The sequence below is a fragment of the Sphingomonas sp. genome (genome assembly GCF_017745215.1).
In the GTDB taxonomy this organism is placed as follows: Bacteria; Pseudomonadota; Alphaproteobacteria; order Sphingomonadales; family Sphingomonadaceae; genus Sphingomonas.
Genome location: NZ_JAGHZV010000020.1, coordinates 39,785 through 57,759, shown reverse-complemented (window position 1 = coordinate 57,759; position 17,975 = coordinate 39,785). Strand labels below are relative to the sequence as shown.

The 17,975-nt window shown below is 69.2% G+C and carries 18 protein-coding genes, 1 tRNA gene and 1 riboswitch; of the genes, 13 read left to right on the top strand and 6 right to left on the bottom strand.

Translation table 11 applies throughout. The features are described from left to right. Window positions 1–21: 21 nt before the first annotated feature. On the top strand, window positions 22–645 hold the full coding sequence (locus tag J7495_RS17315) for a glutathione S-transferase family protein (RefSeq protein ID WP_294058089.1): 624 nt from the start codon (window positions 22–24) through the stop codon (window positions 643–645). A 339-nt stretch (window positions 646–984) separates the two neighbouring features. After that, window positions 985–1,515 (top strand): TIGR00645 family protein, encoded by a 531-nt coding sequence (locus J7495_RS17310; protein ID WP_294058087.1) that lies wholly within the window; start codon window positions 985–987, stop codon window positions 1,513–1,515. A gap of 21 nt (window positions 1,516–1,536) precedes the next feature. Here J7495_RS17310 and J7495_RS17305 read toward each other — a convergent pair whose 3' ends face one another. The 4 genes from J7495_RS17305 to J7495_RS17290 form a co-directional block, all read right to left on the bottom strand. Beyond that, window positions 1,537–1,725: a DUF1289 domain-containing protein gene (locus J7495_RS17305; RefSeq protein WP_294058086.1), complete on the bottom strand. Its 189-nt coding sequence runs from the start codon at window positions 1,723–1,725 to the stop codon at window positions 1,537–1,539. Next, entirely contained in the window at window positions 1,722–2,234 is a 513-nt protein-coding gene (locus tag J7495_RS17300; RefSeq protein ID WP_294058085.1) for a thioredoxin family protein, read from the bottom strand. The genes J7495_RS17305 and J7495_RS17300 overlap by 4 nt, the downstream gene beginning before the upstream one ends. A gap of 206 nt (window positions 2,235–2,440) precedes the next feature. Continuing rightward, entirely contained in the window at window positions 2,441–4,000 is a 1,560-nt protein-coding gene (locus J7495_RS17295) for a DEAD/DEAH box helicase (protein WP_294058083.1), read from the bottom strand. A 314-nt stretch (window positions 4,001–4,314) separates the two neighbouring features. Further along, complete coding sequence (locus tag J7495_RS17290) at window positions 4,315–4,788, bottom strand: hypothetical protein (protein WP_294058082.1); 474 nt, start codon at window positions 4,786–4,788, stop codon at window positions 4,315–4,317. A gap of 104 nt (window positions 4,789–4,892) precedes the next feature. Here J7495_RS17290 and J7495_RS17285 point away from each other — a divergent pair, with 104 nt between their 5' ends. The 3 genes from J7495_RS17285 to J7495_RS17275 are packed head-to-tail and all read left to right on the top strand — an operon-like array spanning window position 4,893 to window position 7,722. Further along, window positions 4,893–6,341, top strand: a complete 1,449-nt coding sequence (locus tag J7495_RS17285; RefSeq protein ID WP_294058080.1) for an FAD-binding oxidoreductase — start codon at window positions 4,893–4,895, stop codon at window positions 6,339–6,341. 50 nt (window positions 6,342–6,391) lie between these two features. Then, complete coding sequence (locus J7495_RS17280) at window positions 6,392–7,168, top strand: SapC family protein (RefSeq protein WP_294058079.1); 777 nt, start codon at window positions 6,392–6,394, stop codon at window positions 7,166–7,168. Between the two features lie 8 nt (window positions 7,169–7,176). After that, window positions 7,177–7,722: a cytochrome b gene (locus J7495_RS17275; RefSeq protein WP_294058077.1), complete on the top strand. Its 546-nt coding sequence runs from the start codon at window positions 7,177–7,179 to the stop codon at window positions 7,720–7,722. 208 nt (window positions 7,723–7,930) lie between these two features. Here J7495_RS17275 and J7495_RS17270 read toward each other — a convergent pair whose 3' ends face one another. Then, window positions 7,931–8,776 carry an N-formylglutamate amidohydrolase gene (locus J7495_RS17270; protein ID WP_294058075.1) on the bottom strand — a complete coding sequence of 282 codons (846 nt, stop codon included), beginning with the start codon at window positions 8,774–8,776 and terminating at the stop codon, window positions 7,931–7,933. Between the two features lie 116 nt (window positions 8,777–8,892). Here J7495_RS17270 and cpdR point away from each other — a divergent pair, with 116 nt between their 5' ends. Both cpdR and J7495_RS17260 read left to right on the top strand, forming a co-directional pair. Then, complete coding sequence (cpdR, locus tag J7495_RS17265) at window positions 8,893–9,267, top strand: cell cycle two-component system response regulator CpdR (protein ID WP_294058074.1); 375 nt, start codon at window positions 8,893–8,895, stop codon at window positions 9,265–9,267. A 71-nt stretch (window positions 9,268–9,338) separates the two neighbouring features. Continuing rightward, window positions 9,339–9,413, top strand: a tRNA-Val gene (locus J7495_RS17260). Window positions 9,414–9,657: 244 nt separating this feature from the next. Here the strand turns inward: J7495_RS17260 and J7495_RS17255 are convergent. Beyond that, a complete protein-coding gene (locus J7495_RS17255; RefSeq protein ID WP_294058072.1) occupies window positions 9,658–10,923 on the bottom strand; it encodes a methyl-accepting chemotaxis protein in 1,266 nt (421 codons plus the stop codon). Between the two features lie 174 nt (window positions 10,924–11,097). Next, window positions 11,098–11,291: riboswitch (cobalamin riboswitch) on the top strand. Window positions 11,292–11,407: 116 nt separating this feature from the next. Between J7495_RS17255 and J7495_RS17250 the strand changes: the two genes are divergently transcribed. The 6 genes from J7495_RS17250 (at window position 11,408) to J7495_RS17225 (ending at window position 17,937) form a co-directional block, all read left to right on the top strand. Further along, window positions 11,408–13,279, top strand: coding sequence for a TonB-dependent receptor (locus J7495_RS17250; protein WP_294058071.1), 1,872 nt, complete (start codon window positions 11,408–11,410; stop codon window positions 13,277–13,279). Then, window positions 13,279–14,118 carry an ABC transporter substrate-binding protein gene (locus tag J7495_RS17245; protein WP_294058070.1) on the top strand — a complete coding sequence of 280 codons (840 nt, stop codon included), beginning with the start codon at window positions 13,279–13,281 and terminating at the stop codon, window positions 14,116–14,118. Before J7495_RS17250 ends, J7495_RS17245 begins: the two co-directional genes overlap by 1 nt. Further along, complete coding sequence (locus J7495_RS17240) at window positions 14,115–15,086, top strand: iron ABC transporter permease (protein WP_294058069.1); 972 nt, start codon at window positions 14,115–14,117, stop codon at window positions 15,084–15,086. The genes J7495_RS17245 and J7495_RS17240 overlap by 4 nt, the downstream gene beginning before the upstream one ends. Beyond that, the gene (locus tag J7495_RS17235; RefSeq protein WP_294058068.1) at window positions 15,077–15,865 is read left to right on the top strand and encodes an ABC transporter ATP-binding protein; all 789 of its coding nucleotides are present in this window, start codon (window positions 15,077–15,079) and stop codon (window positions 15,863–15,865) included. The genes J7495_RS17240 and J7495_RS17235 overlap by 10 nt, the downstream gene beginning before the upstream one ends. Before the next feature lie 181 nt (window positions 15,866–16,046). After that, window positions 16,047–17,540, top strand: coding sequence for a CoA-acylating methylmalonate-semialdehyde dehydrogenase (locus J7495_RS17230; protein ID WP_294058067.1), 1,494 nt, complete (start codon window positions 16,047–16,049; stop codon window positions 17,538–17,540). 4 nt (window positions 17,541–17,544) lie between these two features. Beyond that, the gene (locus J7495_RS17225) at window positions 17,545–17,937 is read left to right on the top strand and encodes a hypothetical protein (RefSeq protein WP_294058066.1); all 393 of its coding nucleotides are present in this window, start codon (window positions 17,545–17,547) and stop codon (window positions 17,935–17,937) included. Window positions 17,938–17,975 lie beyond the last annotated feature (38 nt).

The following is a 17,975-nucleotide window of genomic DNA, read 5'->3' as shown; positions in this document are numbered from 1 at the left end:
CGTCCCCCGGGGAGAGACGAGATGAGCGAACTGACCCTCTACACCAATCCGATGTCTCGCGGGCGGATCGCGCGCTGGATGCTCGAAGAGACCGGTGCCGATTATGACACGGTGGTGCTCGGCTATGCCGACAGCATGAAGAGCGAGGCCTATCTCGCGGTCAATCCGATGGGGAAGGTGCCGGCGATCGTCCATCGCGGCAAGGTGGTCACCGAATGCGCGGCGATCTGCGCCTATCTGGCGGAGGCTTTTCCCGAAGCCCGCCTTGCCCCCACCGAGGACGAGCGCGCCGACTATTACCGCTGGCTGTTCTTCGCTGCCGGCCCGATCGAGCAGGCGGTGACCAACAACCACGCCAAGTTCGAGCCGTCGCCCGAGCAGACGCGGATGTTCGGCTACGGCACCTATGCCGCCGCGGTCGACGTGCTCGAGAAGGCGGTGTCGGCGCATCGCTATATCGCTGGCGATCGCTTCACTGCGGCCGACGTCTATGTCGGCTCGGCGGTGGGCTGGGGCGTGCAGTTCGGCACCTTGCCCCGGCGCGACGCCTTCGTCGCCTATTTCGAACGCCTCTCGGGCCGCGACGCCTATCTGCGCGCGAATGCCCAGGACGACGCGCTGATGCCGGAGCAAGCGCCGGCCTGAGCGCCGGGCTGGATCGACGTTCGGCGAGAACGGTGGAAGTCCGCGTCGCCCGCGCGGCCTCGGGGCGGCGTGGCTTGTAATGTAGGATTTCACCTGCTTGGCTGGAGCGCTGGAGCAATTCAGTAGGTCTTTGAACCTGGCAGGGATCAGGCATCGGAATCGCCGCGACGGGTTGTGACTTTTGTGACTTTTCATCCCTCGATGCGGCAGCGACTCGGAGCCGGAGGCTGGATGTAGATATGTTCTGGGACGGGATGCCGAGGAGGACGCCGAATAGGTTGCACCGCAGCATATCCCTGCCTAGCCTGGGGCGCTAAGCCACGGGCGACAGGGGGAAAGATGCTCAAGAAGCTGGAACGCGGATTCGAGAACGGGCTGTTCGCTTCGCGCTGGCTGCTCGTGCCCTTCTATGTCGGGCTGATCGCTGCGATCCTCGTACTGGCGGCGGTGTTCATCCGCACCTTCCTCGGCTCGATCGTCGAGATCGCGACGCTGTCGGTCGAGGATGCGATCCTGATGGTGTTGACGTTGCTCGACCTCGCGCTCGCGGCGAACTTGGTGCTGGTGGTGATCCTCGCGGGCTATGAGAGCTTCGTCTCGAAGATCGACACCGAGGGCCATGAGGATCGCCCCGCCTGGATGGGCACGACCACATTCGCCGGGCTGAAGCTCAAGCTCTACGCCTCGATCGTCGCGATTTCGGGCATCCAGCTGCTCAAGCTGTTCATGGGCATCGGCCATGGCTCCGAGATCGGCCCGACCGAGCTGATGTGGGCGACGATCATCCATTTCACGTTCGTGGTGACTGCGGTGCTCTCGGCCCTCACCGACTGGCTCTCGTCGCGCGCGACCAAGTCGCCACCGGCCTGAGCGCGGCCAGCGACGCGCGCGTCACCCAGCCTTGCGCAGCCGCGCCATCCGCGCGGGCAGTTCGGCCATCACCGCGCTGCGGTCCTCGTCGGTGGTGCTGCCCCAGCGCGCGATCTCGGCGACGGTCCGCCCGCAGCCGACGCAGCTGCCGCGCTCGACCCGGCAGATGTTGACGCACGGGCTCTCGATCGGGGGAACCAGCTCGATCATTGGCCCCACTTCGCCAGCCAGTTGGCGATCGCCTGTGGTTTCATCACGCGCGCATCGCCGAGCCCCAGCGTGTCGCGCCGGTTGCGCAGCTTGCCGGTCGCCGGATCGACCACGAACACCGCCGGAATCGCGCCGAGCGGCTCGCCGGTATAGCCCTGCGCGATCTGGATGTTGTGGTCGAAGCGGCCGACGTCGACCTGCACCAGCTCGAAGTTGCGCGCGACATAGGCCTTGAGTTCGGGGACCTCGAGCACCCCCGCGAGCACGCGGCAGTCAAGGCACCAGTTCGCGCCGAAATCGATCAGCAGCGGCTTGCCCCGCGCCTTGGCCCGTTCGAGCGCCGCCTTCACTTCCGTCGTGGCGTCGGCCCCGGGGCGATAAGGCGCGGGCAGCGGCGTGTGGAGTTGCTGGATGTCGCCGATGCTCATCTTCGGCGCCGGCTCGCCCGGCGCGAGCGCGGCGGTCAGCAGCAGCGCTGAGGGCAGCGCGAGGAACAGCTTCAGTCGCATGTCAGCCCAAACCCCTGAGTTCATGGCGATCCTAGCGGCGGCTCGCGTGAAACTAAAGCGAAGCCGTCATCCCGGCGAAAGCCGGGACCCAGGATCCCAAGGGTCACGGCTCGTGGCCCCTGGATCCCGGCTTTCGCCGGGATGACGGCTGTGGAAGCTGGGAGACGGTTGTGGGGAGTTGCCGAAGCGCCCGAACCGGCGCCCGGCTATTCCGTCAGCGTGAAGCGCAGGAAGTCGGGCATCGGTCCGTTCCAGCCATCGTCCGGGCCATCGTCCTCGTGGCGATCGCGGCGACGGTTGCCGCTGCGCGAGCGGTCGTCGCGGCGCGGCTTCTCGGCGCGCGGCGCGTCCTGGCGCGGACGCTCGTCGCGGGGCCGATCCTCACGCGGACGGTCCCCACCGGGACGATCCTCGCGCGCCTGCTTCGGCTTCTCCTCGCGCGGCCGATCCTCGCGCGGCCGGTCCTCGCGCGGCCGGTCCTCACGCGGCCGGTCCTCACGCGGCCGGTCCTCACGCGGAAGGTCCTCACGGGGCTGGTCCTTGGCCTTGCCGTCCTTGCGGCCCTGGCCGCCGCGGCGTCCGCGCGCCTCGCGGCGCGGCGCCTCGGCCTCGTCCGCCTCGGTTTCCGCGCCACCGCTGCCGCCGCCCAGCGAACTCCCCTTGATCCGCTCGATCTTCTGCCCGGTGAGCTTCTCGATCTCGGCGATATGCTCGGCGTCGTCGGGGGTCACCAGCGTGTAGGCGGTGCCCGTCGCGCCCGCACGGCCGGTGCGGCCGATGCGGTGGACGTAATCGTCGGGATGCCAGGGCGCGTCGAAGTTGAAGACATGGCTCACGCCCTTGATGTCGAGCCCGCGGGCCGCGACGTCGGAGGCGACGAGGATGTTGACGTCGCCCTTCTTGAACCGGTCGAGCTCCGCGAGCCGCGCGGGCTGGTCCATGTCGCCATGGATCTCGGCCGAGCGGAAGCCGTGGCGCTTCAGGCTCTTGTTGAGCTCGCGAACCATCGTCTTGCGGTTGCAGAAGATGATCGCGGTGCGCACGTCCTCCTGCTGCAGCAGCTCGCGCAGCACGTCGCGCTTCTTGTCGGCGCGCGTCTCGACGATTCGCTGGGTGATGTTGGTGTTGGTCGTCGCCGGCCGCGCGACTTCGATCCGCTTGGGATCGGTGAGGAACTTGTCGGCGAGCTTCTTGATCGGCGGCGGCATCGTCGCCGAGAAGAGGAGGGTCTGGCGCTGCTTGGGCAGCTTGGTGCAGATTTCCTCGATGTCGGGGATGAACCCCATGTCGAGCATCCGGTCCGCCTCGTCGATCACGAGCAGGTTGCAGCCGGTGAGCAGGATCTTGCCCCGGCCGAACAGGTCCATCAGCCGGCCCGGCGTGGCGATCAGCACGTCGACGCCCTTTTCGAGCGCCTTGGTCTGGTCGCCCATCGAGACGCCGCCGATCAGCAGCGCCATCGAGAGCTTGTGGTTCTGCCCGTATTTCTCGAAATTCTCGGCAACCTGCGCGGCCAGCTCGCGCGTGGGCTCGAGGATCAGGCTGCGCGGCATCATCGCGCGGGTGCGGCCCTCGCCGAGGATGTCGATCATCGGCAGCACGAAGGCGGCGGTCTTGCCCGTGCCCGTCTGCGCGATGCCGATCAGGTCCTTGCCCATCAGGACGCTGGGGATCGCCTGGCGCTGAATCGGCGTAGGGTCGCTGTAACCGGCATCGGTTACCGACCGCAGAAGTTCGTCAGAAAGGCCGAGATCGGCAAAGCTCATGCGCATGTCCGGAAACGGCGCAGGACGCGCCGGGATTCGCGTTCGCGCTTGCGGATTTGCCTGCCCATGTCAAGCGAATGAACGCTCTCGGGTGCCATGTGTTTCCGGTTGAGGGGGCTTCGGAGCTCGAAGCGCGCCTATTTCCCTCACTGACTGGAAGTGAACCCGATCGGGTCTAACCAGCCGTCATCCCGGCGGAAGCCGGGACCCAGGGCAGCAAGCCGCATCGCCCGTGGCCCCGGGTCCCGGCTTTCGCCGGGATGACGATTCAAGATCGCGGGGTTCGGGAAGCGCACGCCATTCGAACTCTGGCGCTACTTCACCGGCACCAGCTTCGAAAATCCGCCGACCGCACAGGCCTTGCCCGAGCGCGAGCGCAGCACGTCGCGCTTGGCGCAGATCTTCCCGTCCTGCGTCGGCTTCACGTAGAAGCCCGCGTAGAAGCCGAGCGACGGGCAGTCCGAGCCCAGCTGCGCGCGCAGCCGCGTGCCGTCGTCGAGCAGCAAGTCGATGCTGTCGTTGGTCATCACCCAGAAGCCGATGATCTTCTTCATCTTGAGGCAATTGTCCGCCTTCTTCTCGCGGAAGGCGGGGGTGCTGCGCGCCGTCGTCGTCGTGGTCGCGATGATCGTGGTGGTGGTCACCGTCATCCGCGGCACATGGATGGTGATGTGCTGGCCGAGGTCGGGCGAGACCGCCGTCGCCGCCGGCAGCGCGGGCGCCGTCGCCGCACCGGGGGCGGCGAGGAGCATCAGCATCGCGGCTGCGGGGATCGTCGGGTTCAGCATGTCGGGCGAGCGTTCTACCGGCTGCGATTGAACAGCGGATGAACTTGGGGATGAACCGGCGAGTGAATTGGCTGGGCCATGCCCCCATGCTATCGCGCCGCGCGATGACACCGCAACAGCGCAATATCGTCGAGACCGTCCAGGCGCGGTTCGGTCCCAAGGCCGCGGTCACCGACCCGCACGAGCTCGCGCCATGGCTCACCGACTGGCGCGGCCGCTTCAAGGGCAGCGCGCCGGCGATGCTCGCGCCCGCCTCGGTCGACGAAGTCGCCGCGATCGTCACGCTCGCGGGCGAGCAGGGCGTGCCGCTCGTGCCGCAGGGCGGCAACACCGGGCTGGTCGGCGGCGCCACGCCGCTGATGGACGGCGCGTCGCTGCTCGTCTCGCTGCGCCGGATGAACCGGATCCGCTCGATCGATCCGGCGAGCAACCTCGCGGTCGCCGAGGCCGGGGTGATCCTCGCCGACCTCCACGAGGCGGTGCTCGCCCAGGGGCGCCGCTTCCCGCTCACGCTCGGCGCGCGCGGCTCGGCGACGATCGGCGGGCTGATCTCGACCAACGCCGGCGGCACCCAGGTGCTTCGATTCGGGACGATGCGCGCGCTCGTCGCGGGGATCGAGGCAGTGCTGCCCGACGGCAGCATCCACCATGGCCTGCCGAGCCTCAAGAAGGACAATCGCGGCTACGACCTCAACCAGTTGCTCGTCGGCGCCGAAGGGACGCTCGGCATTGTCACCGCGGCGAGCCTGCGCCTTGTTCCCGCGATCGCGTCGCGCGCGGTCGCCTGGATCGGGGTGGCGAATCCCCAGGCCGGGCTCGACCTGCTCCGCGCGATGGAGGCCCGCACGCGCGCGATCGAGAGCTTCGAGATCGTGCCCGAGGACACGCTGGCGATGGTGCTCGAGCATATCCCGGGCACTCGCGCTCCGCTGGCCGAGCGCGCGCCGTGGAACGTGCTGATCGAAGCCGTGGCGACGAGCGACGACGACGAGCCACCCGCCGACCTGCTCCAGCGCCTTCTCGCAGAAGCGATTGAATCGGGGCGGATAATCGACGCGGTGATCGCCGCGAACGAAGCCCAGGCCGAGGCATTCTGGCATTTGCGCGATTCGATCGCCGAGGCCGAGCGCGCGAGCGGGCCGGCGACGCAGTACGACATCTCGGTGCCCGTCGCCGACATGCCGCGCTTCATGGTCGAGGGCGGCAGGGAAGTGGAGCGGCACTATCCCGGCGTCCACGCGATCGCCTTCGGGCACCTCGGCGATGGCAACGTCCATTTCCACGCCCGCGCGCCCGAGGGGGCGGACGGCGCGCGCTGGTATGCCGAGGATGCGCCGCGAATCACCCGGCTGGTGCACGACCTCGTCGTCGCCGCGGGCGGGTCGATCTCGGCCGAGCATGGCATCGGCCAGCTGAAGCGCGCCGAGCTCGCTCGGCTGAGCGCGCCGTCGCGCATCGCGGCGCTCCGGGCGATCAAGGCGGCGATGGATCCCCACGGGATTCTCAATCCGGGAAAGCTGGTCCCGCTTGCGCAGGAAGCCGCCGGGTCATAGACCCACGCCGCGCCAATCGCACCAAGATGAAGATTCCCTAGGAGACAATAATGGCCAGCGCGCCGCAGCCGCAGACGCTTCCGCTTTTCTACAACGACCTCGAACCGCTCTCGAGCCAGGCGCATGCCGAGTTCAAGATGCGTCCCTCGGATCGCCTGCCGGCGCTCGCGACGACGCATGCCGTTCCGGTCACGGTCGAGGAATTCCCGTTCGTCCAGCGGCACATGCCGATCGTCTTCTCGGTCGGCGACGATCCCATTCCGCTCGCGCTGATGGGCCTCAACGAGGGCGTGAACGTCTTCTTCGATTCGGACGGCAAGCTGCTCGAGCAGGCCTTCTACGTGCCGGCCTATGTTCGCCGCTATCCGTTCCTGCTGGCGCGCCTGCGCCCGGACACCGACGAGCTTTCGCTCTGCTTCGACCCGACTGCCGACACGATCGGCGCGTTCGAGGAAGGCGAGGCGCTGTTCGCCGGCGCCGAGCCGAGCGAGACCACCAAGGCAGTGCTCCAGTTCAACGAGCAGTTCGAGCGCGCGGGCCAGAACACTGCGGCCTTCGTCAAGGAGCTGGTCGAGATGGACCTGCTGATCGACGGCGAGGTCTCGATCCAGCCCGACAATGCGTCGCAGCCCTTCGTCTATCGCGGCTTCCGCATGATCGACGAGAACAAGGTCAACGAGCTGCGCGGCGACCAGCTTCGCAAGATGGTGCAGAACGGCATGCTGCCGCTCATCTTCGCGCACCTCTTCTCGCTGTCGCAGATCCGCGAGATCTTCGCGCGCCAGATGGCCCAGGGCAAGATGCCCGCGCCGAACCTTATCGGCTGACCAGGCGGATGATCGAGCGCGGCGACCGTTACAGCCGGGGGGCGATCGCCTTTCACTGGACGATCGCCGCGCTCGTCATCGCCAACCTGCTCATCGGGCTGTTCCACGAGGGCGCACCGCGCGCGTGGAACCTGATCCCGATCCACAAGTCGATCGGCATCCTGGTGCTGCTGCTCAGCATCGGCCGGCTCGGCTGGCGGCTGACGCACAGGCCGCCGTCGCTCCCGTCGACGATGCCGACCTGGGAGCGACTGGCCGCCAAGTCGGTCCATTGGCTGTTCTACGTGCTGATCATCGTCCTGCCGCTCAGCGGCTGGGCCTTCGGGTCGAACCCCGCGCGGCCGCGCCCGGCGACCTTCTTCTGGCTGTTCGACCTGCCGCTGCTGCCCGTCACCACGCCGATCGCCCAGGCGGCGCGCGAGGCGCACGAGCTGCTCGGCTATCTGATGGCGGCGCTGGTGGTGATCCACATCGCCGCCGCGCTGCGCCACCAGTTCCTGCTTCGTGATACCATCGCCTCGCGGATGCTGCCGCGCGCCAAGCAGCGCAACTGATCGCGGATGGTAAACGGGATATCCTTAGGTGGATGTCCGTATTGAAACCTTTCGACCGCTTGCCTATATTCTCTTTTGTACGGCGTCGTGTCCCCCCTTTCGCGAGGTCGTACGGCACGCCTGCGGGCGTGTCTCCTCCCTGAACCTTGGCCACCTCGTGCGCTTGCACGAGGTGGTTTTTTATGTGCCCGGTTCAAGGCCGTGGGACTTATTCCGCGGCGACTGCGCCGGGCATCGCTTCATCGGCCACCGCGTCGATCATCGCGCGCAGCATCGCTGCAGTGCGCGCCAGGCCGGGGCCGGGCTGGTCGAAGGCCGGATCGAGGTAGAGCGAGCGGTCGAGCTCGATCTGGATGGCATGGATGCCACGCGCCGGATCGGCATGGCGATCGAGGATGTGCCCGCCCGAATAGGGCGCGTTGATCGCGCTGCGCACGCCATGCGCGCGCGCCACGCCCTCGAGCCGTCCGACCAGCCGCGCCGGCGCCGAGCGGCCGAATCGGTCGCCGATCACCACGCGCGGCGCGAAGCCGGCAGGGCCGATCGGCGGCATCGAATGCAGGTCGAGCAGCACCGCCACGCCGAATCGCCGCCGCGCCGCGTCGAGCGCCGCCGCCACGGCGTCGTGATAGGGCCGGTGATCGCTGCGGATCCGCGCCTGGACTTCCTCGTCGCTCAGCCGCCTGAGCCAGATGTCGCCCGCCTGGGCGACGCGGCGCGGCACCAGCCCCAGGCCGCTGCGCAGCTTGGCCGAGAGCGGCTGGGGCTGGGGCGGGGCGCCGTCGTCGAGCCGCGGGTCGCGCTCGTCCTCGGCGCGGTTGAGGTCGATCCAGGCGCGCGCGCGCTGGGCGACGAACATCGTCTCGCCCGCCGCTGCTGCCATCGCCACCGAATCGGCGTGCCGGTCCTCGAGCGGGCGCAGCGCCAGCAGCGGCACGCGCAACCCAGCGCGCAGTGCCAGCGGATAGTCGCGCCCGGCATGCGGCACCGACAGCAGCACCGGGCTCTCGGGCAACTCGGGGCCATGGCGCACGAAGGACGGCGTTCCGCTCATCGCCACGAACCCTACGGACGGCGTCAATTCGGGGCAATGCCGCGTGACGCGCCATCTGGAAAATCTTAAAGGGTTCGCGCATAGTGTCGGTCCCGTCATTCACGGGTGGGACAAGCATGTTTCGGATCTTGCTGGCAGAAGACGACCGCGTGATGCGCGAGTATCTTACTCGTGCGCTCGAGCGTGCCGGCTATGCCGTCAGCGCGGTCGACCGCGGCACCGAGGCGTTGCCGCTGCTCGAGACCGAGCGGTTCGACCTGCTGCTCACCGACATCGTGATGCCCGAGATGGACGGCATCGAGCTCGCCCAGCGCGCCGCGGAGATGGCGCCGGGGATGCGCGTGATGTTCATCACCGGCTTCGCGGCAGTGACGCTCAAGGCCGGCAAGCAAGTGCCGCAGGCGCGCGTGCTCTCCAAGCCGTTCCACCTGCGCGACCTGGTGCTCGAGGTCGACCGGCTGTTCGAGAGCGAGAACGTGAGCCGCAATTGAAATGCCGCCTTGCGCGGGGGGGAATCGCCCGCTATGGCGCCGCTTCCCCGAGTTTCGGCCCTATGGGCCATGGGCGTGTAGCTCAGTGGTAGAGCACTGTGTTGACATCGCAGGGGTCGCAAGTTCAATCCTTGCCACGCCCACCATTTGAAAGCCCGCCGCCCGCAAGGGTGGCGGGTTTCTTGGTTTTGGGCCCAGGCCGCTCCGGCGCTTCCGATCCAATCCCCGTCATCCCGGCGAAAGCCGGGACCCAGGGCAGCGAGCGACGACCTTTGTGGCCCTGGGTCCCGGCTTTCGCCGGGATGACGGCAGGAAGGGCGCGGACCGCTCGATGATCGATGACACGTCCAAGTTCAGGGCGACGGTTTGGAACCGGGCGGTCGGCCTGCTTCAATGCTGCCGGATCGTCGCGAGGAAGCTGCCGACTTCGCGCGAGAGCGCGCTCGAATCGGCGTGGAGCCGCTGCGCCAGCGCGCGCATCTCGCGGGCGCTGTCCTCGGCTTCGCGCGAGGTGCCGCCGATCGCCTCGACGTCGCGCTGGATCGCGCTGCCCGCATCGACTGCCTCGCCGACGTTGCGCGCGATCAGCCGCGTCGCCGATTCCTGCGCCGCCACCGCTGCCTGCACCTGGTGCGCCAGCCCCACCATCGTCCCGATCGCCTGCTCGACGCCGGCGTGGCCCTCGGCGACGTCGCCGATGCCGCCGCGGATCTCGGTGACGTGCGCGGTGATTCGCGCCGCGGCGATCCCCGCCTGGGTCGAGAGCTGCTTCACTTCGTTTGCGACCACGGTGAAGCCGCGGCCCGATTCGCCCGCGCGCGCGGCTTCGATCGTCGCGTTGAGCGCGAGCAGGTTCACCTTGCGCGCGATCTCGCTGATCAGCCCGATCACCGAATCGATCGACTGCGCCGAATGGAGCAGCTCGCGTGCCCGCGCGCTGCCGGTTGTCACCAGCGAAGCGACCTGGCCCGCGGCGCGCTCGGTCTGCTCGGCGCTTTGCCCGATCCCGCCCAGCGCATCGGCGAGCCCGCGCCCGCGCCCGGCGATCTCGGTCATGTTGTCGGTGGTCTGCGTCGCCGCGCCGGCGAGGAAGGTCGCGCGCTGGCTGAGCTCGGCGGCGCGCTCGACGGTCGAGGCGGCATTCCGCTCGAGCTTGTCCGAAAGCTCGGCCATCGCGCGCGACAGCTCGGCGATCCCGGCCTCGAACCGCTCGCTCGCCTGCTCGATCCGCTGCGCGCGGGCGATGCGCTGGCTCGCCTCGGCCATGTCGCGCTCGGCGGCGAGGTGGACGAGCCGGCGATTGCCGACCGAGCCGAACAGCTTGCCGTCGAGCGTCAGGATCATCCCCTCGCTGCCGCCCGCAGCGCGATAGGCGTCGATCAGCTCGCGCACCGGCAAGCTCGCCTCGACGATCGGGCAGAGCCGCAGGTGCCGCGCGACGCCGTGGCCATAGGCGGGGTTCTTGAGCAGCGCATGACCGAAGGGATTGAGCAGCAGCCGCCGCACATCCTTCTCGAACACCGCGCCCACCGGACGGCGCTCGCCTTCGATCACCGGGATCAGGCGGAGGTCCGGGTCCGCCTGGAACAGGTCGACCGCGCGGAACAGCGAATCCTCGAGACTGAGCGTCGGCGTACTGCGCTCGGCGTCGCTCATCCAATGGCCCGGCGACTCGCTGGTAAGGCGTTGAGAAGGCAGAGTCGGTGCGTCGGCGCGGAACATGGAGCTTGAGCTAGATCAAGATAGTAAATGCCGACTTAGCCGTGGGTTACGGCTGCGTTACAACGCAAAATAATTGCGGGCCTTGCTCCGGGGCGTCCTTCGCCGCTAGAGGCCGCCTCCGTGACGGGTGTCCCTCGCGAGGGGGATGAAAAGGGAAGCCGGCGGAATTCCGGCGCTGCCCCCGCAACTGTGACCGGCGAGCCGGCGTGCCACAGACAAGCCACTGGGCCTTGGGCCCGGGAAGGCGGTGCGCCAGCGATGACCCGGGAGTCAGGAGACCTGCCCGTCGCCGTCGATTCCTCTGCGCGGACGGGGTGTGCCGGGCGGACGGGGAGAGAAATCCCCGTGCGAGCGACACCAAACCGGGTCGCTCCCTCGCCACATGACGGCAGGACGGCCCAGACAAGGGGTGTCCAAGATGAAGACCTTTGCCCAGCTGCTGCTGGCCACTGCCGCGGCGATCGTGCCCGCGGCCGCGCATGCCCAGGACGACGAGATCGTGATCGCCGACCTGCGTATCGATCCCAACGACATCGTCGTCGTCGCCTCGGGTGTCGAGCAGCGCGTCGAGGATACGGGCCGCGCCGTCACCGTGATCGACCGCGCCGAGATCGACCAGCGCCAGACTGTTGTCCTCTCCGACCTGCTCGCGACCACGCCGGGCGTCGGTGTCACGCGCAACGGCGGCCCCGGTGCGGTGACCGCGGTGCGCATCCGCGGCGCCGAGGACGCGCAGACGCTGGTGCTGATCGACGGCGTGCGCGCCAACGATCCGTCGTCGCCCGCTGGCGCCTTCGACTTCGGCAACCTGCTCACCGGCTCGATCCAGCGCGTCGAAGTGCTGCGCGGCGCCAATTCGGTGGTGTGGGGCAGCCAGGCGATCGGCGGCGTGGTCAACGTCGTGACCCAGGCGCCGGCCGACGGCCTCTCGGCGCGCGCCAATGCCGAGTACGGCTATGCCGACCAGATCGTGGCCAACGGCGCGATCGCGGCGGGCAGCGACCATGTCCAGGGCGCGCTCACCGCGGGCTATTTCCGTACCGACGGCGTGTCGCAGGCCGCGGTCGGCACCGAGCCCGACGGCTATCGCCAGTATAATGCCAGCGGCCGGCTCAAGGCCGAGCTCCGGCCCGGCATCGGCGCCGAGGTCCGCGCCTATTACGCCAATTCACGTACGGATCTCGACGGGTTCCCGCCGCCCAATTATGCCTTTTCGGACACCGCCGAATATTCGACCGCGAAGGAATTCTACGGCTATGCCGGGGTCTTCGCGAAGCTTGGCCCGGTCGACAACCACGCCGGCTTCAGCCTTGCGGACATCGATCGCGATAATTTCGATCCCACGGCCCAAAGCGCGCCGCTCTATCTCTATCGCGGCCGCAGCGAGCGTTTCGAATATCGCGGCGACGCGGCGCTGATGGACCAGCTCCGCTTCGCGTTCGGCGCCGAGCGCGAGACCAGCCGCTTCTTCGACGGCGACAAGACCTATCGTGCGCGCACCACCAGCTTCTACGGCCAGGCGATCGTCACCCCGATCGACGCCGTGACGCTCACTGCCGGCGTGCGCAATGACGACCACAGCCGCTTCGGCAACCACGCGAGCTGGGGCGCCAGCGCCGCGGTGCGCGCAAGCGACACGACGCTGCTGCGCGCAAGCTACAACGAGGGCTTCAAGGCTCCGACGCTCTACCAGCTGTTCGCGCCTTTCTATGGCTATAAGGACCTCCGCCCCGAGACCGCCAAGGCCTGGGACGCGGGCATCGAGCAGCGCTTCCTGGGCGGCAAGGTCCGCGTCGCTGCGACCTGGTTCCACCGCGACACGCGCAACCAGATCGACTTCGACCTCGTCAGTTTCACCTATCGCAACATCGCCCGCGCCCGCGCCCAGGGTGTCGAGCTGGAGCTGGCGGTGAAGCCGATCGAAGCGCTCACGGTCACCGCCAACTACACCTATACCGACACCGAGAATCGCTCGGCGGGGTTCGTCGGCAACGACCTGGCCCGCCGCCCGCGCGACACGGCCAGCGTGTCGGCCGACTACCGGCTGCCGTTCGGGCTTTCGCTGGGGGGCGCGGTGACGATGGTGGGTGACAGCTTCAACGATGCCGGCAATCTCACGCGGATCGACGGCTATGCGATCGGCAGCATCCGCGCCGAGATGCCGATCGGCGAGCGTTTCTCGGTCTACGGCCGGATCGAGAACGTGACCGACGAGAAGTATGAAGTCGTGTCGGGCTACGGCACCTATGGCCGCGCGGCCTATGCCGGCGTGCGGCTGAAGCTCAACTGATGCGCGGCGCCGCGCTGCTATGCTGCCTGCTGGCTGCGAGCTGCGCGGCGCCACCGCCCCAGGCCAATCGGGGTGGCGGGGGGATCGTCTCGACCAACCCCTGCGCCGATGCGATGCTCGTCGAGCTGGTGCCGCCCGGGCGGATCGCCGCGATCAGCCATTATTCGCAGGACGCCGCGGCGACTTCGATCCCGCTCGACGTCGCGCGCCGCTTCCGCGCCACCACCGGCACGGCGGAGGAAGTGATCGCGCTCCATCCCGATTTGCTGATCGCGAGCAGCTTCACCTCGCCCTCGGCGCGCGAGGCGTTCGCGCGGGCGGGGCTCAAGGTCCTCTATCTCGATTCGCCGGTGACGATCGACGCGAGCAAGGCGCAGGTCACCCAGCTCGCCGCCGCGATCGGCGCCGAAGCGCAGGGCAGGGCGATGAACGCGCGGATCGACCGCGCCGTCACCGTTGCCGCGCCTCCGCCCGGCGCGCCGGTGCCGGCGCTCGTGTGGATCGGCGGCAACCTCGTCTCGGGCGGCGGCAATTTGCTCGACGAGATGCTGACGCGCGCCGGCTTCCGTGATCAGGCGGCGCATTATGGCCTGCAATTCACGGGAACCCTTCCCATCGAGCGCGTGATCGTCGATCCGCCGCGCGTGATGCTCGTTCCCGACCGCCCCGGCCGCGACGGTGATTCGCGCGCCGCCCAGATCCGCGCCCGCGCGCTCGCCCATTTCGGCGCGCGCGTGACGCAGGCCTCGTTCCCGCGCAGTCTCGTCAATTGCGGTGGCCCGGTGATCGAGCGCGCGATGACGCGGCTTGCCGAAATCCGCCGGGGGCTCGCGTCATGAGCCGCCCGCTGTTGCTCGCCCTGCTCGCCGCGCTGGTCGCAATCCTGTTCGCGGGGTCGCTGATGGCGGGGAAGCTGTGGGTGCCCTTCTCGGCCTGGTTCAGCGCCGATCCGCGCTGGTGGATCGTGCTCGAGCTGCGTGTCCCGCGCGCGATCCTCGGCACCGCGATCGGCGCGGGGCTGGGGCTCACCGGCGCGGTGCTGCAGGGTTATCTCCGCAATCCGCTCGCCGATCCGGCGGTGGTCGGCGTCTCGTCGAGCGCCGCGCTGGGCGCGGTCGCGACGATCGTCCTCATCGCCGCCGCGACGCCGCTGCTCGTCTTCGCCGGCGCGATGGCGGCGGGCTGCGGCTCGATGCTGCTGCTCGCCGGCCTCGCCTGGCGCGCCGACAGCGCGGTCGCCTTCGTGCTTGCGGGCACGGTGCTCGCCAGCCTCTCGGCCGCACTCACCGCCTTCCTCATCTCGATCGCGCCCAACCCCTATGCCGTCGCCGAGATCATCGACTGGATCATGGGCTCGCTCACCGACCGGAGCTTCGCCGAGGCGCAGCTCGCGGTGCCGTTCATCGCCGCGGGCTGCGTGCTGCTGCTCCTCACCGGCCGCGCGCTCGACGCGCTCACGCTGGGCGAGGATGCCGCGCGCTCGCTCGGCGTCCGGCTGGCGCGGACCCAGCTGCTGATCGTGCTCGGCGCGGGGCTGGCGGTGGGCGCGAGCGTCGCGGTGACCGGCGTGGTCGGCTTCGTCGGGCTGATCGTCCCGCACCTGCTGCGCCCGCTCACCGGCGCGCGGCCGGGCGCGCTGCTGCTGCCGAGCCTGTTCGGCGGCGCCGCGCTCGTCCTCGCCGCCGACAGCCTCGTCCGTCTCGCGCCCGGCGCGCAGGAACTGCGATTGGGCGTCGCCATGTCGCTGCTCGGCGCGCCCTTCTTCCTGCTGCTCGTCCTCCGCTTGAGGAACTCGGCATGGCGCTGAAGCTCCGCGAGCTCGAGGTCAGCCTGGGCAACCGTCGCGTCCTCTCGGGGATCGACGCCGAGTTCCAGCCCGGCCGCGTCACGGCGATCCTGGGCCCCAACGGCTCGGGCAAGTCGACCCTGGTCAAGGCGCTCGCCGGGCTGATCGAGCTCGACCGCGGCCATGTCACGCTCGACAAGCGCGCCGTCGGCCGGCTCGACCCGCGCGAGCGCGCGCGCCTGATCGGCTATCTGCCGCAGGAGCCCGACGTCCATTGGCGCGTCACGGTCGAGGACCTCGTCGCGCTCGGCCGCCTGCCGCGCCGCGCGCCTTTCGCGGGTCCGTCGGCGGAGGATCGCCAGGCCGTCGCCGCCGCGCTCCAGGCGACGGGCACGGCGAGCTTCGCGGGCCGCATCGTTACCGAGCTCTCGGGCGGCGAGCGTGCCCGCGTGCTGCTCGCGCGCGTCCTCGCTGGCATGCCCGACTGGCTGCTCGCCGACGAGCCGCTCGCCAGCCTCGACCCCGTCCACCAGCTCGACCTGCTCGACCAGCTGCGCGGGTTGGCGGGCGCGGGGATGGGGGTGGTGGTGGTGCTCCACGACCTGCTCCAGGCCGCGCGCGCCGCCGACGACGTGCTGCTGCTGCGCGAGGGCCGGATCGTCGCCTTCGGCCCCGCGCGCGACGTGCTTTCGCACCAGCCGCTGCGCGACGCGTTCGGCGTCGAGGTGATGGTGATCGGCGACGACCAGGGCCGCCTCCTCCCGGTGCCGATCGGTCGGAGCAAGCCGCTCCAATCTTAAGCCGTCATCCCGGCGAAAGCCGGGACTCAGGGCCAAGCAGGATGTCGCTCGTGGCCCTGGGTCCCGGCTTTCGCCGGGATGACGGTGGAGAGGGAAGGATGACATCCCCCGGCCGCTGTGCCATTGCGCAATTTAATTACAACGCGAGTCGGGCGCCGCGAGCCCCGCGCAGGAGAGTCAGATGCGCACCATCGACCATGTGATCGTCGGCCATTCAGGCGGAGGCGCCGCGCGCAGCGGGGACGTGTTCGATCCCAACACCGGCCAGGTCCAGGCGACGGTGACGCTCGGTACCGCCGCCGACCTCGACCGCGCCGTCGCCGCCGCGCAGGCCGTGCAGCCCGCCTGGGCGGCGACCAACCCGCAGCGCCGCGCCCGCGTGATGTTCCGCTTCAAGGAACTGGTCGAGGCGAACATGGACGCCCTCGCGCACCTGCTCTCCTCCGAGCACGGCAAGGTGATCGCCGACGCCAGGGGCGACATCCAGCGGGGGCTCGAAGTGATCGAGTTTGCCTGCGGCGTGCCCCATGTGCTCAAGGGCGAGTACACCCAGGGCGCCGGCCCGGGCATCGACGTCTATTCGATGCGCCAGCCGATCGGCATCGGCGCGGGCATCACGCCGTTCAACTTCCCGGCGATGATCCCGATGTGGATGTTCGGCGTCGCGATCGCCTGCGGCAACGCCTTCATCCTCAAGCCTTCCGAGCGGGATCCCTCGGTGCCCGTCCGCCTCGCCGAGCTGATGGCCGAGGCCGGGCTGCCCGAAGGCATCCTCCAGGTCGTCCATGGCGACAAGGAGATGGTCGACGCGATCCTCGACCACCCCGCGATCGGCGCGATCAGCTTCGTCGGCTCGTCGGACATCGCGCATTACGTCTATCGCCGCGGCGTCGACGCGGGCAAGCGCGTCCAGGCGATGGGCGGGGCGAAGAACCACGGCATCGTCATGCCCGATGCCGACATGGACCAGGTCGTGGCCGATCTCTCGGGCGCGGCCTTCGGCTCGGCGGGCGAGCGCTGCATGGCGCTGCCGGTGGTCGTGCCGGTCGGCGACAGGACCGCCGACGCGCTGCGCGAGAAGCTGGTCCCGGCAATCGAGAAGCTCCGCGTCGGCGTCTCGACCGATGCCGAGGCGCATTACGGCCCGGTGGTCAACGCCGCGCACAAGCAGCGGGTGGAGAACTGGATCCAGACCGGCGTCGACGAAGGCGCCGAACTGGTGGTCGACGGCCGCGGCTTCCAGCTCCAGGGGCACGAGCAGGGCTTCTTCATCGGCCCGTCGCTGTTCGACCGCGTCACGCCGGCGATGCAGAGCTACAAGGAGGAGATCTTCGGCCCGGTCCTCCAGATCGTCCGCGCGCCGGACTTCGAGGCGGCGCTGAGGCTCCCGAGCGAGCACCAGTACGGCAACGGCGTCGCGATCTTCACCCGCAACGGCCACGCCGCGCGCGAGTTCGCCGCGCGCGTGAACGTCGGCATGGTGGGAATCAACGTGCCGATCCCGGTGCCGGTGGCCTACCACACTTTCGGCGGCTGGAAGCGCTCGGCGTTCGGCGACACCAACCAGCACGGCATGGAAGGCGTGAAGTTCTGGACGCGGGTCAAGACCGTCACCCAGCGCTGGCCCGATGGCGGCGCGGGCGACAGCGCCTTCGTCATCCCGACGATGGGCTGAGGCGATGCTGACCGCACTCGCCCTGCTCCTCGCCGTCCAGGCCGCGCCACAGCTCCTCTGCACCACCCTCTCGGGCGTCACCCTTGCGGAGGGCGACAAGATGGAGCGTACCGAGGGCCCGGATTTCGACGTCTATTATGTCGACGGACCCGCGGGGCAGTTCGGCGTCTATGACGGCTATTATGCGCAGGTCTCGGGCGGCGATGCCGAGAAGGCGTTCGTGATCGACGGCCATCAGGTGAATCGCATGCGCATCGACGGCGTGTTCCGCGGCTATCTGGTCACCGGCGAGAACGGCGCGCAGAACCATTTCTTCGGCGCCGTCTTCAAGGGCGATGCCAGCGACCGCGCCTTCTTCGACCGCGTCCATTTCGGCGGCTGCAAGCGCGCCGCCTGAAGACAAAGCCTCCCCCTTGCGGGGGAGGAGGGGTGCCT

Bases quoted from the DNA above. Each gene is read 5' to 3' on its own strand.
- J7495_RS17315 (WP_294058089.1), top strand. From the start codon at position 22: ATGAGCGAACTGACCCTCTACACCAATCCGATGTCTCGCGGGCGGATC.
- J7495_RS17310 (WP_294058087.1), top strand. From the start codon at position 985: ATGCTCAAGAAGCTGGAACGCGGATTCGAGAACGGGCTGTTCGCTTCG.
- J7495_RS17305 (WP_294058086.1), bottom strand. From the start codon at position 1,725: ATGATCGAGCTGGTTCCCCCGATCGAGAGCCCGTGCGTCAACATCTGC.
- J7495_RS17300 (WP_294058085.1), bottom strand. From the start codon at position 2,234: ATGCGACTGAAGCTGTTCCTCGCGCTGCCCTCAGCGCTGCTGCTGACC.
- J7495_RS17295 (WP_294058083.1), bottom strand. From the start codon at position 4,000: ATGAGCTTTGCCGATCTCGGCCTTTCTGACGAACTTCTGCGGTCGGTA.
- J7495_RS17290 (WP_294058082.1), bottom strand. From the start codon at position 4,788: ATGCTGAACCCGACGATCCCCGCAGCCGCGATGCTGATGCTCCTCGCC.
- J7495_RS17285 (WP_294058080.1), top strand. From the start codon at position 4,893: ATGACACCGCAACAGCGCAATATCGTCGAGACCGTCCAGGCGCGGTTC.
- J7495_RS17280 (WP_294058079.1), top strand. From the start codon at position 6,392: ATGGCCAGCGCGCCGCAGCCGCAGACGCTTCCGCTTTTCTACAACGAC.
- J7495_RS17275 (WP_294058077.1), top strand. From the start codon at position 7,177: ATGATCGAGCGCGGCGACCGTTACAGCCGGGGGGCGATCGCCTTTCAC.
- J7495_RS17270 (WP_294058075.1), bottom strand. From the start codon at position 8,776: ATGAGCGGAACGCCGTCCTTCGTGCGCCATGGCCCCGAGTTGCCCGAG.
- cpdR (WP_294058074.1), top strand. From the start codon at position 8,893: ATGTTTCGGATCTTGCTGGCAGAAGACGACCGCGTGATGCGCGAGTAT.
- J7495_RS17255 (WP_294058072.1), bottom strand. From the start codon at position 10,923: ATGAGCGACGCCGAGCGCAGTACGCCGACGCTCAGTCTCGAGGATTCG.
- J7495_RS17250 (WP_294058071.1), top strand. From the start codon at position 11,408: ATGAAGACCTTTGCCCAGCTGCTGCTGGCCACTGCCGCGGCGATCGTG.
- J7495_RS17245 (WP_294058070.1), top strand. From the start codon at position 13,279: ATGCGCGGCGCCGCGCTGCTATGCTGCCTGCTGGCTGCGAGCTGCGCG.
- J7495_RS17240 (WP_294058069.1), top strand. From the start codon at position 14,115: ATGAGCCGCCCGCTGTTGCTCGCCCTGCTCGCCGCGCTGGTCGCAATC.
- J7495_RS17235 (WP_294058068.1), top strand. From the start codon at position 15,077: ATGGCGCTGAAGCTCCGCGAGCTCGAGGTCAGCCTGGGCAACCGTCGC.
- J7495_RS17230 (WP_294058067.1), top strand. From the start codon at position 16,047: ATGCGCACCATCGACCATGTGATCGTCGGCCATTCAGGCGGAGGCGCC.
- J7495_RS17225 (WP_294058066.1), top strand. From the start codon at position 17,545: ATGCTGACCGCACTCGCCCTGCTCCTCGCCGTCCAGGCCGCGCCACAG.